We start from the raw sequence: 13,896 nt of genomic DNA, 5'->3' as shown, positions 1-13,896 counted from the left end.
GCCGCTCGGCAAAACGAGCCTGTCCACGTAGCGTAAACAGTATGCGTCGAGACCCGGGTTGCGCGCGATGACGGAAGCACCTTCGTTGGTAGACCTCGACGCCGAAGCGTCCGAAGGGCAAGAGCTGAGCCGGATCACAGTTCTGGTCGGCGAGCTGCTGGTCGACGTCGGAGTGCCCGACCGGGCCGGCGTCTCGGCAATCGTCAACGACGTCATCGAACTGATCAACGAGCGAATGCCCCTGCACGGTTCAAAGATCGAATTCGATAATCCCGAAGGGAAGTGGACGCTCGCGCGCCTCACGGGTGACGCGATCGATCCCCACCGTTCACTCGCCGAAGCCGATGTCCACGACGGTGAGATCCTGGTGGTGCGCGAGGCCCGGGCACCCGCGTCGTCGTCTCTGGTCGACGACCTGACCGGGGCGAGCGCGACCGACGGACCGCGCCGCAGTTGGTTTGCTGAGCAACGTTGGACAGCAGGGTTTTTCGGGATGAGCGTCGCCCTGTCGGCGGGGACGGTGGCCATGCTCGTGGGCAGTGGTTCCGCCGCTGGATGCGTCGCGGGGGTGCCGTTGCCGGCGCTGGGGGTGCTCGTCGCCGGCATCGGTGCCGCGCTCGGCGCGTTCGTGCTGCGGATGCGTTCCGGCGATTCGCCGACGGCCACCTGGTTGGCGGGTATGTCGCTGTTGCTGGTCTTCGGGGGGTCGCTGCAGGTGGTGCCGGACGCCCGCGGCGTTTCGGCCCTGGCCATCGCGTTGGCGCTGACGGCTGTGGTCGCCGTCGCGCAACTCGTGCACTCCCAGCACGGCCGCGCGATCTACGCCACCGTGATTGCGGTTGCCGTGCTCGGGGTGCCCGTCGCCCTCGCGTGCGCACTGGCGCACCCCAATCCGCGGGCCCTGGGCGCGGTTTCGGCGTCCGCCGCCGTCGTCGTCGTGTACTTGGCACCCCGGATCGCGATCATGGTGGCCAGGTTGCCGGTGCCGCGGGTACCCACCGCCGGTGAGCCGCTGGACGACATCGAAACGCAGGGCGGCACCGCGGTCGAGGGCGTGAACGCCGTGGGTAAGCAGGTCATCCCGACGGAGGAAGGCATGGCCGACCAGGTGCGGCGGGCCCGCGATCACCTGACCGGCCTTGTCGCGGCGGCCGCGACCCTAGCCGCGGTCGGCTGTTATCAGGCGCTCGATGTCGGCAATGGATTCTTCTGGCAGGGAACGGCGTTCGGCTTCGCCGTAGCGACGGTGTTGTGTTTGCGGGGTCGCAGTCATCACGACCTGGTCCAGTCCGCCGTGTTGATCGGTGGTGGCCTGGTGATCGTGCTGATGGTCATCGTGAAGACGGCGACCCGGGTCCCGGGCTGGCAGGTGAATGCCGCCGTTGCGCTCGTCGCCCTGACGGTGCTGTTGGTGCTGTGCGGCTTGGTCGCGCCGCGGCTCGAGTTCTCACCGGTGATGCGGCGCCGGGTGGAAATCCTCGAGTACGCGGCGATCGCGACGGTCCTTCCCTTGGCTTGCTCGATCACCCGCCTGTACGGCATTTTTCGCGAACTCCGGGTGTGACCGTGCGAGCCGTAAGCTCTCACGAGATTGGTTATGGGTCGCACCGAGTCGAATTCGGTGGTCGCCGGCTCGCGTTCGCGCTCCAGCGTCTTGGGCGCAGGTGTCTCACGGTTTGGGCGGGCTGATCTGCTGTCCCGCCGGGTCTGCCGCTATCCCGTCGTGGACGATCAACGCGGCCTGCTGGGACAATTCGGGCCCGGGCGGAAGTAGCTTCAGCACCGGCCACGGCGCAGTGCGGGGCGTCTCGTCGGTGCCGCCGGGAGCCTTCGCTCCGACGAGCCCCAGCGCCGAAGCTGCGGCCGCGTCGGCGACGTGGAAGCGCACGCCGACATCGTTGACGTAGAACAGCTGTCCCAACGCTCGGCTGCCGGACTCGTCGGTGGCGGCCCGCACGTATTGGCCGGTGCCGGGCGAGAGGTACACGCCGTCCAGGCCGGGCCCGCCGCCGTCGGCGGTGGCCAGGCGCACGGGCTGCGCGTTCTCCGGTAGTGGGAGGCGGTTTCCGATCAACAGGCGGGTGCTGGGCGCGGCCGCGGAGTCGTTGCGCTGCCAGGACATACACGCCACTCGATCCGGGTCGGCGTGGATGAACTGCGGGGGAGTCGCGGGATAGCGGTCCACGCGCAGACTGTGCACGATCGGTGACGCGCTGACCAGCGCCGGGGAGATGCCGATGGGCTCGGTCGCCGTGGGCTTGCTGTAGCGGATGATGTCGGCGGTGGCCGCGGTGATGGGCTGCAGCCCCTCCGGCAGCGCCACGTACAGCTGTTCGCCGCGAGAGTCCACGGCCCGCAGTATCGAACCCACCCGGTAGGAATCCGGTAGGTATCCGGTGGGCGCCCCGGTGTCCTGAATGTCGATCGGCAGGATCGGGTCGACCAGCGGGAACGCGTTCAACAGCCCCGGTGAGACCTCGCGGATCTCGCCGTCCCCCAGATGAAGGGCGTTGCGCAGGGCGGAATCTGCGGGATCGATCGCCGCACGCACTCCGTTGTACAAAAGATAGGTGGTGTCACCGGACTTGGTCAGCATCATCTGGTCGGGGGAGGCGACGCGCACACCGTCGCCCAGGACAGGGTTGTTGCCCAGGACGGTCGTCTCCACCGGCGAGATGCGGGCCGGCTCGGTGACGGCGGGCGGTTGCATCGAATCACACACCGCCCACGACGAGGTCGACGAGTCGTCGGGGCCGTGGATGCTGCTGGGTCCACCGACGACGCCGACCACCGGTCCCAGCGGGACAGAGTTGAGGAAGTTGTCGTCCACTTGCTTTGGTGCGTCGCTCTTTCCGACGATCAAACGGGCCGACGCCAGATTCAGCACGGGATGCAGGCGGTCACCGATCCGCACGAACATGGTGCCATTAGACTTGCTGAGCATGATCGTCGCGTCGCCGAAATTTGGCGTCGGCCTGAAGAACGCGAGGACGCCCGCGCCTCCGCAGATGAGCACGGCGACGACCACCCCGACCAGCAGCGCCCGCATCTGCCCCCGCATCGGGTCGTGGATCATTCGGGAATCGGCGCGGATGAGCGCGTGCTCCAAGCGGCGGACCAGAAGTCGATACCCATTGACCTGCGCGCGTGTGGTCACCTGCGCCGGCATGGCGGCCCCTCTCGGCGTTCGAGGGAATGTTCAACGACGCGTTCAGCTTACCCGGGCCCGTGCGAGCCTCGCCGAGACGCCAAACCTGTTGCGGCGCAGCCCAGGGGGCCGCTGATGACAGGCGCGACGCGACGGCGGCTGGGGCGACGAAGGGCGTCGCCGGGACTCGTCGCCACGCGGGCGATCTTGCCGCAACGCGTCCTGCCGCTGACCGATGTGCTGACCGTGCAGGCCGTTGTGGTGGCGGGGATCGGCGGCGGGTTGCTGATCGACCGACCCGGCTGGCGCGCGGTCGCCGCGGGCTTCGTCGTCGCGCTGCTGTGCGTGGTGCCGATCCGTGGACGGTCGATGCCGCGCTGGGCGGCTGAGCGGCTGGGCTTCGTTTTCGATCGGTGGCGCCGCAAGCGCCGGCGCGGCCCATCGGAACCGTTCGACGCGAAGGCGTCCGACGGTACGCAGATCGGATTTCACTGGGATGGCAAGACTTTGCTGTCGCTGCTGCGCATCGATCAGAATCCTCAAGCGATCACCGTGATGGAGCCCGCGTTGACGGTAGCGGGCGAATCGGTCGCCATGGAGGTCTTGGCGGAATGTCTTCGCCAGTTCGACATCCGCCTGGATTCCATCGATGTGATCTGCCGCGGTGTCCGTTCACACGGCAACGGCCACGTGGGTGCGGTCTACGACGCTGTGCTGGGCCCGCTACCCGCGGTCGCCGAACGTGCGGCGTGGGTGGTGGTCCGGATGAACCCGACGGGCTGCCCCGACGCGGTGCGCCGCCGAGGTAGCGGGCGGGACGCGATCATGCGGACCGCGGCTACCGCGACCCGGCGGGTGGCCAATCGCCTTTCGGATGCGGGGGTGCGGGCCCACATCATGACCGCCGCCGAAATGACCAGGGCGGTAACCGAGTTGTCCGACGGGTTGGACGTCACCGACATCGGTGAGAGCTGGCTGGCCTGCCACGCGGGCCGCTTCGAGCTGCGCAGCTTCTCCATCACGCCGGCGTTGTTCACCACGGCGGGGCTCGAGTCGTTGTGGACCGTCCCGAGTCATTCGACGACCCTGTGTGTCACGCTGCGCCGCAATGAAAGTGACGACGTCCTGCAGCTTCGCGGGCTGGTGCGGTTCGGTGTGCAGGGACGGATTCGGGTGGACCTGCCCGGCCTGGAGGAGCTACCCGGTAGGCAGTACGCCGCGCTGCTGTGCAGCCTGCCAGTGCCCCCGCCGCGCCGGTCGGTCCAGCGGTGGGTGGTGGGCCGCGGGGCCACTGCGTTGCACGGCCTGACATTGCCCACGTCCGGTTGCGGCCAGCTGGTGGGCGCCGACGAACATGGTCGCGCGGTGGCGTTGCCATTGTTCGGGCCGCGAGTTCAGCGGGTGGAGATGTGCGGCACGCTGCACCTGGCGCAGCAGGTGGTGTTGCGATCGTTGGCCTTGGGCGCGGGCGTGCGGGTCCGGACCAGCCGGCCGGCCGCGTGGCAGGTGATGGCGGATCAGGTCGGCGACCGTCATCTGCTGCGCGTCAACGACAACGGCAACGGAGCGGTGGCGGCGCCGGCCGGCCCGTCGCGCCCCTTCGCCGTCGAGATGTTTGACGGCCCTTCCGAACGGACCGTTCCGGACGGGGTGACGACGATGGTGGTCCGACCGGTGCACGCCGAGCCGTCCCGACGAGCAGATGTGACCCTGCAGCTGCTCGATCACGATCACGACCTCGTCCGGGTGGCTACCCGGACGGAATCGGCGGTGGTCACGATGGTGGCTACCGACGACGAAATGCGGTACCTCAAGTCGTCATTGGATGCGTGACAGACTCGTGTGGACGGTGCTGGCGATCGATCGATCAGGGGAGCGACCATGACCAACACACCGGGCCCGTCGGCGCGCCAGCCTTACACCACCGCCTACGGTTGGTATCCCGCGCCGCCCGGTGCGAAAACGCAGCGCCCGGACCAACGGAGCAGAGCGCTGTGGGCCGCCGTCGCGGTGCTGGGCGCCGCGACCTTCGGGGTGAGCGTTGCCGCGCCGGTGGCTTCGGGGTACCCGATGCGGCTCAGCGTGTTCGCGGCGGTGGTGGCTGCCGTAGGGCTGCTGCCGGGTCAGGGGGACCGGGGCTGGATCGTCGTGGCGCTCGCTGCCACCGGCTTCGGCGATGCGACCTGCAGCTGGGTCACAGGCGGCATCCCCAACTGGGCGGTGACGGTCGTCATGGTGCTGACCGCGCTGCAGTCGCTCGCCGCGGCCGGTGCGTTGCTCCACGAAGGCCGGGCCACGTACACCAAAGATGCTGCGACACACGACTATTCCGCCTACGCGCAGCTGACCCAGCTGTATCAGGCTTATGCGGCGCACTACCAGCAGCCGCGGCCGGAATCCCAGGCCGCTGCGTACGCCACGGCGGCCGGCCAGGCCGAAGCGGCCGCCCGCGGCGCCGATGCGGCGCAGGAGTCGTTTGCGGACCTGCAAGCCAGGTACGCCCGGCACGGTGTGGGCGCCACCGAGCAACCTGCCCGGGGCTCGAGCGGCGTGCAGTCGGTAGCGCCCGCGGCCGCCCCGGGAGTGCCCGGGGCGAATCACGTTGCCTCGGAGCCCGGGTCGTATCACGCGCGGCGGCAAGCCGTCGACCAAAGCGCTATCGAGCCCACCGGTCCCTAGCTGCGGCCGGCCACCTCAGCCATCGCGGCCCGTCACGCACTGCTCTTGCCGGCAAACCCATCGGCCATCGACGCGGCGAGCTCCATGAACTCCAAGCGTGTCCTGCTTTTCAGCAAGTCCAAACAGATCTCACCACCCTCGCCGAGATGTTCGTCGTAGGAGACGACGAACAGTGAATGCGCGCGCGAACGGAAATACTGGGTCAGTTGATCGAGATCGATCGGCATGGCACCCGGACGCGCGGAACTGACGACCACCGTGGCGTCGGGCACCAGATGGGCGTAGCCATGATGCTGCAACCAATCGAGGGTCGCCAAGGCGCTGCGCGCAGAGTCGATCGCCGGGGCGGCGACCACGATCAAGGCGTCGGCGGTGTCCAGAACGCCCCGCATGGCCGAATGCGTCAGGCCGGTGCCGCAGTCGGTGAGGATGATGTTGTAGAACCGATCGAGGACCCTGTGCACCGCACGGTAATCGTCTTCCGAAAAAGACTCGGACACCGCGGGATCGCGCTCGGAGGCCAGAAATTCCAGCCGATTGGGACTTTGCGAGGTGTGCCGGCGCATGTCCGGATAGCGCAGCAGATCCCCGTCGGTCCGGAGATCGCGGACAGTCGACCGGGTCTCGTTCGGGCCACGCTGGGCCAGCGTCCCGAAGTCCGGGTTGGCGTCGACGGCGATCACCCGGTCACCCCGTAGCGATGCGAACGTTGCCCCCAGGCCGACGGTCGTCGTCGTCTTCCCCACACCGCCTTTCAGGGATAACACCGCGATGCTGTAGGAACCCCGCACCGGCTGATTGACGCGATCGGTCAGAGTCCGGATCCTTGCTTCCGCCGCGGATTCGCCCACGTTCAGCCTGCCGCCGCTCAGGCGGTACAACGCCTTTCGCCAGCCGTGCCGGGGCGGCCGCTTCGCCAAGCGAATCAGGCCGAGTTCGTTCGCGGCCGGCGCATTGGCGCCCTGCTGCCATCCCGCGTCGTCGGGCAGGGTGGCCGTGAAATGTGTGCGCAGCGGTGGTCGTGCTTCGTCGCGGTCGGTCATGGCACCTCCCGGTGGCTATTTCAGGTTCAACGTCTGCAGAATGCTGCTCAACGCCGCTTTCATGTCGCTTCCTTCGATGAGCATCAATGCGTCCTCATCGATGCTCTGAAACGCGGCGTCCTGACCCTCGGTGAGGCGGTAGGCGCGTTCCTCCTCGGCCGCCTCGATCACGTTACGTACGAAGCGCCCGTTGCCGGCCAAATCGATGTTCTTTCGGACGTTCCCGTCGTGATCGGTGGACTCCTCGGCGCACAGCCGCGTGCACACATTGACCAACTCGTCGTAGGCGCTCGGTGACAGCTCGGAGTCCCGCGACTTCGCCACCAGGTGGCCGATATCCCCCAGCTCGTAGGGCGTGTAGGACGGAAACCGGATTCGTTTGGTGAACCGTGACGAGAGCCCCTCGTTCGAGGACAGGAAGCGATCGATCTCGGTGTCGTATCCGGCGATGATGACGACCAGGCGGTCCCGGTCATTTTCCATGCGGGCCAGCAGCGTATCGACCGCCTCGCGCCCGAACGCGTCTCCACCGGAGAGGCCGGTCTGGATGAGCGTGTATGCCTCGTCGATGAACAGCACGCCACCCATGGCGGTGTCGATCAAGGCGCTGGTCTTGATCGCGGTGCTGCCCAGGTGCTGCCCGACGAAGTCCTGGCGCTTGGCCTCGACGACGGAAAGCGACTCCAAAAGCCCTAGCCCACAGTAGGTTTTGGCTACCACCCGCGCGATCGTGGTCTTGCCGGTGCCGGGCGGGCCGGTGAACGCCAGATGCAGACTCCGGGATGCGGTGTTAAGCCCCTTGTCCTCGCGCAGCTTCGCCAGACGCGCCGCGGACCGGAGTTTAGCGACTTGAAGCTTGACATCGGCCAAGCCCACCTGCCGGTCGAGTTCCTGTTGGGCCGCCCGCAGGTGCTCGTTGCCGCGCTCGGTCATGCTTTCCGCATCCAGATGGGCCGACGTCGGTGAGCTGGCGGGGTCCCACCGGTCGGTGCGGGCTTCGATGGCCTCCCGGGTGGTGACGACGAGCCGGAACTTGGGATCCTTCAGGGCCGCGTAATTGGCCTCGAATCCCGGTTCCTCGCTGTAGATGCGCTCGAAAATCTTCCGGGCGTCCGGCTCGTTGCCCATCTCCCGCAGCGTGAGGCCCTTGCAGAACTCGGCGGCCCGGCGAGCGGCCGGGATGGGGCCTTCCAGTGCTTCGTCGAGCCGACGCAGGCCTTCACCGAACAGGCCCATCTGGGCGCAGGCCGACCCCACCATGAGGTGTGCGCCCGCCGCGAGGTACTCGTCGGTGAACGTTGCGGAATCAGCAAGCGCGGTCAGCACATCCGGCCAGCGTTGTGTGGTGAAGTGCAGGATGCCCCGCATGTAGGCGCAGATGCCGTCACTGGCCGGGTCCGGGTGGGCGGCGCGGGCCGCGGCGAGTTCGTCGAGGGTGTATTCGGCTTCGTCGTAATCCTTGCCGTGGATCAGGCTCGCGATGTAGGCGAGTTTGATCTCGGTCAGCGAACTCAGCGTGTAGTCCACGTACAGGCCGGTCTCGAAGCGCCCGCACAGCGTTCGCGGCCCCAAACCCAACCTGCGCTGTTCGCGGCCCAACAGCTTGCTGGTGCGGTTCAGGTGGTGGATCACCTCGGGAGTGCTCTCGCCCGCGGCCGCCCGGCCGAGCCAGGCGTCACACATGTCCGGGTCGTATTGGGTTGCCCGGGCAAACGCCTTGGCGGCGTACTGCAGGTCGCGCTCGACCTCCATCCCGTCGATCGGAATACCGAGTGAGAGTATGCCCGCGTCGAACACACGCTGCGCGTTCCTGTTCTCACCACTCATCGAAGGCCCCTCAGCTCTCTTCGATCGGACCGGGTCGGTGCGCCGGCCGACGCGGCAGCGCCCGCATTTGCCGGCCGGCAAGCCGCGACTGCCCGCCTGCGATTGTACTAAGCTGCGGGCCATAGCCTTTCGAGCGTTCGAGTGAGGACAGCCATAATGGTCGGATCGCTGGGCTCCCGCAGTGGAGGGATTCAGGTTCGGACGACCGAACGCGGGTTGCCAATCGCCCTCAAGCTCGATAAGCGCGAGTTATCGAAGTCCCCAACGCAATTGGCACAGGAGATTCTGACGCTGTGTCAGGTTTCGGCCAAGCGCATGCAGGTCGAACGCCGACGCGCGTTGCTCGCCGCCGGCGTCAGCCCCGGCATCGTGCGCGGTCTGAATCTCAGTTCACCCGAAGAGTTGGCCCGGGCCGAGGCGGAGTCGAGCGACAGCCCCGACGATCTCCCCGACACCTGGATGAGACCGATATGACCGGCGGCCTTGCGGATTCGCTACTGGCACGCATCGCCAAGCAGCGGGATTTGATCGACGCGCTCGATGAACACTGCCGCTCGATCACCGTGCGTGCCACGAGCCGCGATAAGGCGGTGAGCGTCGAAGTGGACGGGCTCGGGGCGATGACGGGCCTATGGCTGAGTGACTTTGCCTACCGCGTGGGAGCCGACACCCTAGCCCAGCTGATCGTTGACACCGCCCACGCCGCGGCGGCGAAAGCGGCTGAACGCCAGCGATATCTGCTCGGGGAATTCAGTCAACGAATGACGGCGTTGGAGCAGGCGCCGCTCGTTCGCCACGACGGCAGCGCGTTCCAGCCCGGTCCACGGCGCTCCCGCATCGACGCGAAGGAGGCGACGACACGGCCCACTAGGGGGAAGTCCCCGGGCGCGGTGCCCGGGGGTTGAGCGGGCCCGCGGCGACCCGGTGACGGCGCGGTCGGAGTTCTGTGGCCGACCGGCGCCGCTCGCGCGGCTTCAGGTCGTCACCGGTGCGGGCCGCCATGGGCGTGCGGAGGACCCCGATCGCCACCGCGCTCGACCGGATGTCGTTGTGCGCCTTACAACCCCAGATCGCTCAGGCCCGGGTGCTCGGTGGGCCGGGGACCCGCCTGATCCCAGTGAAATTTGCGCTCGCTCTCGGCGATCGCGACGTCGTTGATGCTCGCGTGGCGCCACCGCATGAGACCCGCCTCGGTGAAGTGCCAGTTCTCGTTGCCGTAGGCGCGGAACCATTGCTGATCGACGTTGTGGTACTCGTAGCAAAACCGTACCGCGATCCGGTTGCCTTCGAAGGCCCACACCTCCTTGATCAACCGGTATTCGAGTTCGCGTTGCCATTTCCCGCGCAGAAACTCGACGATCGCCGGGCGGCCCTGGATAAACTGCGACCGGTTGCGCCACCAACTGTCCTCGGTGTAACCCTGGGCAACTTTCTCGGGATCCCTGGTGTTCCAACTGTTTTCGGCCAGCCGAACCTTCTCCACGGCGCTGTCTGCGGTGAATGGGGGGAGGGGCGGTCTGTCGGCCATGGTGCACTCCTCGAGGGCTGCGGCGGATCATCGTTGTGACGTGTCGTCGACAGGGCGAGGCACCGCGCTACGCGGCGCAGTCGAACGCCCCCATCCTATGCCGTGACGTCGGCGGGTGCCGGCGGCGTCACCAACTGGCATCCGGGGCGATACGGGAGAGCAGCTCACCCAGCTGGACGACGTCCTCGGCGGTGAGGTGGTCGAACACGTGTCGGCGCACCTCGCACACATGTCCCGGCGCAGCCTCGGTCACCTTCTGAAATCCCTTGTCCGTCAAAACAACCCGCGTCAGCCTGCCGTCGCTCGGGTGACTCTCGCGGTACGCGTATCCGTCGGCCTCCAGGCGTTTGACCACGTGGGACAACCGCGACAGCGACCCGTTGGTGACGACGGCCAGCGCCTTCATGCCCATGGTCCGGTCGGTGCGCTCCGCGAGTCGACCCATCACGATGTACTCGTATTGATTGAGGTCGGAGTCGCGGCGCAACTGCGCGTCGAGCGTCGTGGGAAGCAGGGTCATGATCCGCACCAGTTCCAACCATGCCCGGCGCTCGCGTGCGTTGAGCCACCGCACTCGCTTACTCACACGTCCACGATAGCGACTTGACGCTTCAACCGATATCGGTCAAGCTATGACTTGAAATTTCAAGTCAATGGAAAGGCGGGCGATGAACATTGCGCTGTGGGTCCTACAGGGAGTGCTTGCCGTAGCGTTTCTGGGCGCGGGCTCGATGAAACTGTTTGCGAGCCAACAGGCCTTGGTGAGCCGGGGCATGGACTTCGCGGAGCGCGTGCCGATGGGTGCCGTCCGGGCGCTGGGCCTGGCGGAGGTCTTGGGCGCCATCGGGGTGGTGTTGCCCGGCCTCGTCAAGATCGCACCCGTGCTGGTGCCCGTCGCGGCGGCGTGCCTGGCCGCGGTCATGGTCGGGGCCGTCATCCTGCACGTCCGCCGCCACGAGGGGCCCGCCGTGCTCCCTGCGGCGGTGCTGCTGGTGGTCGCGGTCGCCGTGGCGTGGGGCCGGTTCGGGCCCTACGCTTTCTGAAACGCCGCGGCGCCGGCCCGCCCGAGGGTCAGTCCAGCCGATACCGGATCAGCCGGGAACTGTTGGCCACCACCGCGACCGAGGACGCGTTGTGCAGGATCGCGGCGAGAACGGGGGACAGGGCGCCACCCGCGCCGATGATCAGCCCTGCGGCGTTCACGGCGATGGACATACCGTAGTTCTCCCGGATGACGTCGACGGCCCGGGCGCCCAGGTCGCGCACGTCGAGCAGGCGGTGCAGGTCGTCGTTGGCCAGCGCCACGTCGGCGGTCTCGACGGCGACGTCCGTGCCGGCCAGGCCCATCGCGATGCCGATGTCGGCGGCCGCCAGCGCGGGGGCGTCGTTGATGCCATCGCCGACCATGCCCACCACGTACCCGGCGTCCTGCAGCTCACGCACCACCGCGAGCTTGTCCTCGGGCATCACCTCCGCGCGCCACTCGTCGATCCCCAGCTCGTCGGCCACCACCTCGGCGATGTCCGGGTGGTCGCCGGTGAGCATCACGATCCGGCGAATTCCGTTGGCACGCAACCGCTCGAGCACATCGGCGGCTTCGGGCCGCACCTCGTCACGAAGGCTGATCAACCCCACCAGCGTGCCGTCGACCGCCAGCAACAAAGGCGTCTCGGCCTGGCGGCGCAGCTTGTCCACCCATTCCGCGGCCTTCTTGGACACCTTGACCTTCTCGGCCCGCAGCAGCCCGGGGCTGCCCAGGAGCAGGGTCCGCCCGTCGGCCCAGGTGCGCATGCCCAGGCCCACCAGTACCTCGCACTCCTCGTGTGGGGGGATGGTGATGTGGCGTTCCTCGGTGGAGCGGATGACCGCCTCGGCCAACGGGTGGCGGGAGTGGATCTCGGAGCTGGCGGCGTAGGCCAGCACCTGCTCCGGTTCCCAATCCTTGTGCATGGCAACGATATTGGTGACGATCGGGCGGCCGACGGTCAGCGTCCCGGTCTTGTCGAACACGATCGCGTCCACCCGGCCCGCCTGCTCGAGGTGCGAGCCACCCTTGATCAGGATGCCGCGCCGGGCGCCGTTACCGATCGCGGCGCTGATCGCGGTGGGGGTCGAGAGCCCCACCGCGCACGGGCAGGCGATCAGCAGCATGGTCATCGCGCGCCGGACGTCGCCGGTGACCGCCAGGGTGATCGCGGAGACGATGAACGACGTGGGAACGAAACGGCGGGAGAAGTTTTCGCCGACGGTCTGAATCGGCGCCCGGTCGTGCTGGGCTTCCTCGACCCGGGAGATGATCCGACCGATGGTGGTCTGGTTGCCGACGGCCTGCGCACGCACCACCAGGCGCCCGCGCACCACCACCGACCCGGCATGCACGTGCGCGCCGGACACGACACTCACCGGCAGGTTCTCGCCGGTGATCGCGGACTGGTTGACCACGGCTTCCCCGTCGACCACCTCGCCGTCGACCGGGATGGCGACGTGGTCGTGCACCACCACCTCGTCACCGATCTCCACGGTGTCGATCGGCACCTGGACCTCGGTGCCGGCCTGCGGGCCCTCCCGCAACCGGATCCACGCCGTGTCCTGGCTGCCGCGCAGGAGCTCGGAGATGGCGCGCCGGGTGCGGCGCAGCGTGAGGTCCTGAAGGTACTCGCCGATGTTGAGCAGCCACAGCACGGTGAGCGCGACGACGTTCTCGCGCAGAATCAGGCTGGCCACGGTGGCGGCCGACACCAGCGCGTCGGTTCCCGCCCGCCCGGATCGCAGCGAGCGCAGGGCGCCGCGCAGGAACGGGTAGCCGGTGAAGATGGTGACGCCCGTGGCGACCGCGCGGCCGCTGGGCCCGAGCAGCGGTGGCCGGGCGAACACGTAACGGCGCACGCCCAGCAGGGCCAGCGCCGCGCCACCGATGACCATGCGCAGCACGTCGGCGTTCCGAATCTCCGCCGAATGCGGCGCCCGCGCCGGGATCAGCTCGGCCGCGACGTGCGCGGCGGACCCGATGGCGTCCAGCAGCTTCGGGGGCTGGGCGCGTCGCGGCGAATACCAGACGACGACCGAGCCGGTGCGCGGGTAGGCGTGCACGGCGCGCACCCCCTGGCAGGCGGCCACGGCCTCCTCGACGGCCACGGCGCGCCGCGAGTCGCCGCGCAGCCACGGCACCGCCACCCGCATCCGCCCCGCGGCATCGGAAAGCACCCGCAGCGCAGCGTTATTCGACGAGTCCACCTCGGGGACCAGGGCCAGCGTCATGCGCGAGCGGTCAGTGCTCGTGGTCGTGCACGTCGGTGACGGCCGGGGTCGGGGCTTCCTCGCCAATCCGTTCGCGGGCCTCGGCCATGACGTCGGCGAGCTTGAGCCGGGCCGACTCAGCGGCCTCCTCGGCCTTGCGGGTGCCCCGCAGGCCGAGCTCGGCGCCCTTGACGGCCGTTTGGTGCAGCGGGGCCTTGTCAATCGCCTTGCGCACTACCTCGTAGGCCGTCACGCCGACCAACCCGGTGACAACCGTTCCCGCCGCCTTCGCCAAGAGCCCGTACACCGCCATGGAAGAAACCTTTCTCTTTGTTCGTCGGAGCGTCAACCAGCGCTGAACCGACGTTAACATTGAGATATTGCGATATCAATATGGATTGCCATGCACAAGGATTGGGAACCGGAGCAGGTGC

Annotated in this window: 12 protein-coding genes and 1 pseudogene; 6 read left to right on the top strand and 7 right to left on the bottom strand. The window is 68.0% G+C overall.

Annotated features, from left to right (window positions below; genetic code table 11):
• Window positions 1-67: 67 nt before the first annotated feature.
• Window positions 68-1,564, top strand: a complete 1,497-nt coding sequence (gene eccD, locus A5714_RS15720; RefSeq protein WP_068286505.1) for a type VII secretion integral membrane protein EccD — start codon at window positions 68-70, stop codon at window positions 1,562-1,564.
• 105 nt (window positions 1,565-1,669) lie between these two features.
• On the opposite strand, the gene eccB is transcribed toward eccD, so the two are convergent.
• Window positions 1,670-3,157 carry a type VII secretion protein EccB gene (gene eccB, locus A5714_RS15715; protein ID WP_231975901.1) on the bottom strand — a complete coding sequence of 496 codons (1,488 nt, stop codon included), beginning with the start codon at window positions 3,155-3,157 and terminating at the stop codon, window positions 1,670-1,672.
• A gap of 198 nt (window positions 3,158-3,355) precedes the next feature.
• On the opposite strand from eccB, the gene eccE reads away from it, so the two are divergent.
• Window positions 3,356-4,981 carry a type VII secretion protein EccE gene (gene eccE / locus A5714_RS15710; RefSeq protein WP_231975900.1) on the top strand — a complete coding sequence of 542 codons (1,626 nt, stop codon included), beginning with the start codon at window positions 3,356-3,358 and terminating at the stop codon, window positions 4,979-4,981.
• A 48-nt stretch (window positions 4,982-5,029) separates the two neighbouring features.
• A complete protein-coding gene (locus A5714_RS15705) occupies window positions 5,030-5,827 on the top strand; it encodes a DUF5336 domain-containing protein (RefSeq protein ID WP_068286495.1) in 798 nt (265 codons plus the stop codon).
• A 32-nt stretch (window positions 5,828-5,859) separates the two neighbouring features.
• Here A5714_RS15705 and A5714_RS15700 read toward each other — a convergent pair.
• Window positions 5,860-6,843: pseudogene (locus tag A5714_RS15700) on the bottom strand (AAA family ATPase); the annotation flags it as partial.
• 42 nt (window positions 6,844-6,885) lie between these two features.
• Complete coding sequence (eccA, locus tag A5714_RS15695; RefSeq protein WP_068286492.1) at window positions 6,886-8,697, bottom strand: type VII secretion AAA-ATPase EccA; 1,812 nt, start codon at window positions 8,695-8,697, stop codon at window positions 6,886-6,888.
• Between the two features lie 156 nt (window positions 8,698-8,853).
• On the opposite strand from eccA, the gene A5714_RS15690 reads away from it, so the two are divergent.
• Window positions 8,854-9,171 carry a hypothetical protein gene (locus A5714_RS15690; protein ID WP_068286489.1) on the top strand — a complete coding sequence of 106 codons (318 nt, stop codon included), beginning with the start codon at window positions 8,854-8,856 and terminating at the stop codon, window positions 9,169-9,171.
• Complete coding sequence (locus A5714_RS15685; protein ID WP_082959771.1) at window positions 9,168-9,602, top strand: YbaB/EbfC family nucleoid-associated protein; 435 nt, start codon at window positions 9,168-9,170, stop codon at window positions 9,600-9,602. Before A5714_RS15690 ends, A5714_RS15685 begins: the two co-directional genes overlap by 4 nt.
• Window positions 9,603-9,754: 152 nt before the next feature.
• On the opposite strand, the gene A5714_RS15680 is transcribed toward A5714_RS15685, so the two are convergent.
• On the bottom strand, window positions 9,755-10,225 hold the full coding sequence (locus A5714_RS15680; RefSeq protein ID WP_068286487.1) for a nuclear transport factor 2 family protein: 471 nt from the start codon (window positions 10,223-10,225) through the stop codon (window positions 9,755-9,757).
• Between the two features lie 127 nt (window positions 10,226-10,352).
• Window positions 10,353-10,811 carry a MarR family winged helix-turn-helix transcriptional regulator gene (locus tag A5714_RS15675; RefSeq protein ID WP_068072752.1) on the bottom strand — a complete coding sequence of 153 codons (459 nt, stop codon included), beginning with the start codon at window positions 10,809-10,811 and terminating at the stop codon, window positions 10,353-10,355.
• A 67-nt stretch (window positions 10,812-10,878) separates the two neighbouring features.
• Between A5714_RS15675 and A5714_RS15670 the strand changes: the two genes are divergently transcribed.
• Window positions 10,879-11,268, top strand: a complete 390-nt coding sequence (locus A5714_RS15670; RefSeq protein ID WP_369829447.1) for a DoxX family protein — start codon at window positions 10,879-10,881, stop codon at window positions 11,266-11,268.
• 28 nt (window positions 11,269-11,296) lie between these two features.
• Here A5714_RS15670 and ctpC read toward each other — a convergent pair whose 3' ends face one another.
• Together ctpC and A5714_RS15660 are read right to left on the bottom strand one after the other, a co-directional pair.
• The gene (gene ctpC, locus A5714_RS15665; RefSeq protein ID WP_068072759.1) at window positions 11,297-13,483 is read right to left on the bottom strand and encodes a manganese-exporting P-type ATPase CtpC; all 2,187 of its coding nucleotides are present in this window, start codon (window positions 13,481-13,483) and stop codon (window positions 11,297-11,299) included.
• Window positions 13,484-13,493: 10 nt separating this feature from the next.
• Window positions 13,494-13,775 carry a DUF1490 family protein gene (locus A5714_RS15660; protein ID WP_068072765.1) on the bottom strand — a complete coding sequence of 94 codons (282 nt, stop codon included), beginning with the start codon at window positions 13,773-13,775 and terminating at the stop codon, window positions 13,494-13,496.
• Between the last annotated feature and the right edge of the window lie 121 nt (window positions 13,776-13,896).

It is taken from the genome of Mycobacterium sp. E2462 (assembly GCF_001672685.1).
GTDB lineage: Bacteria > Actinomycetota > Actinomycetes > Mycobacteriales > Mycobacteriaceae > Mycobacterium.
The sequence above is the reverse complement of the archived record's forward strand: the minus strand, read 5'-3'. Positions and strand labels throughout refer to the sequence as shown.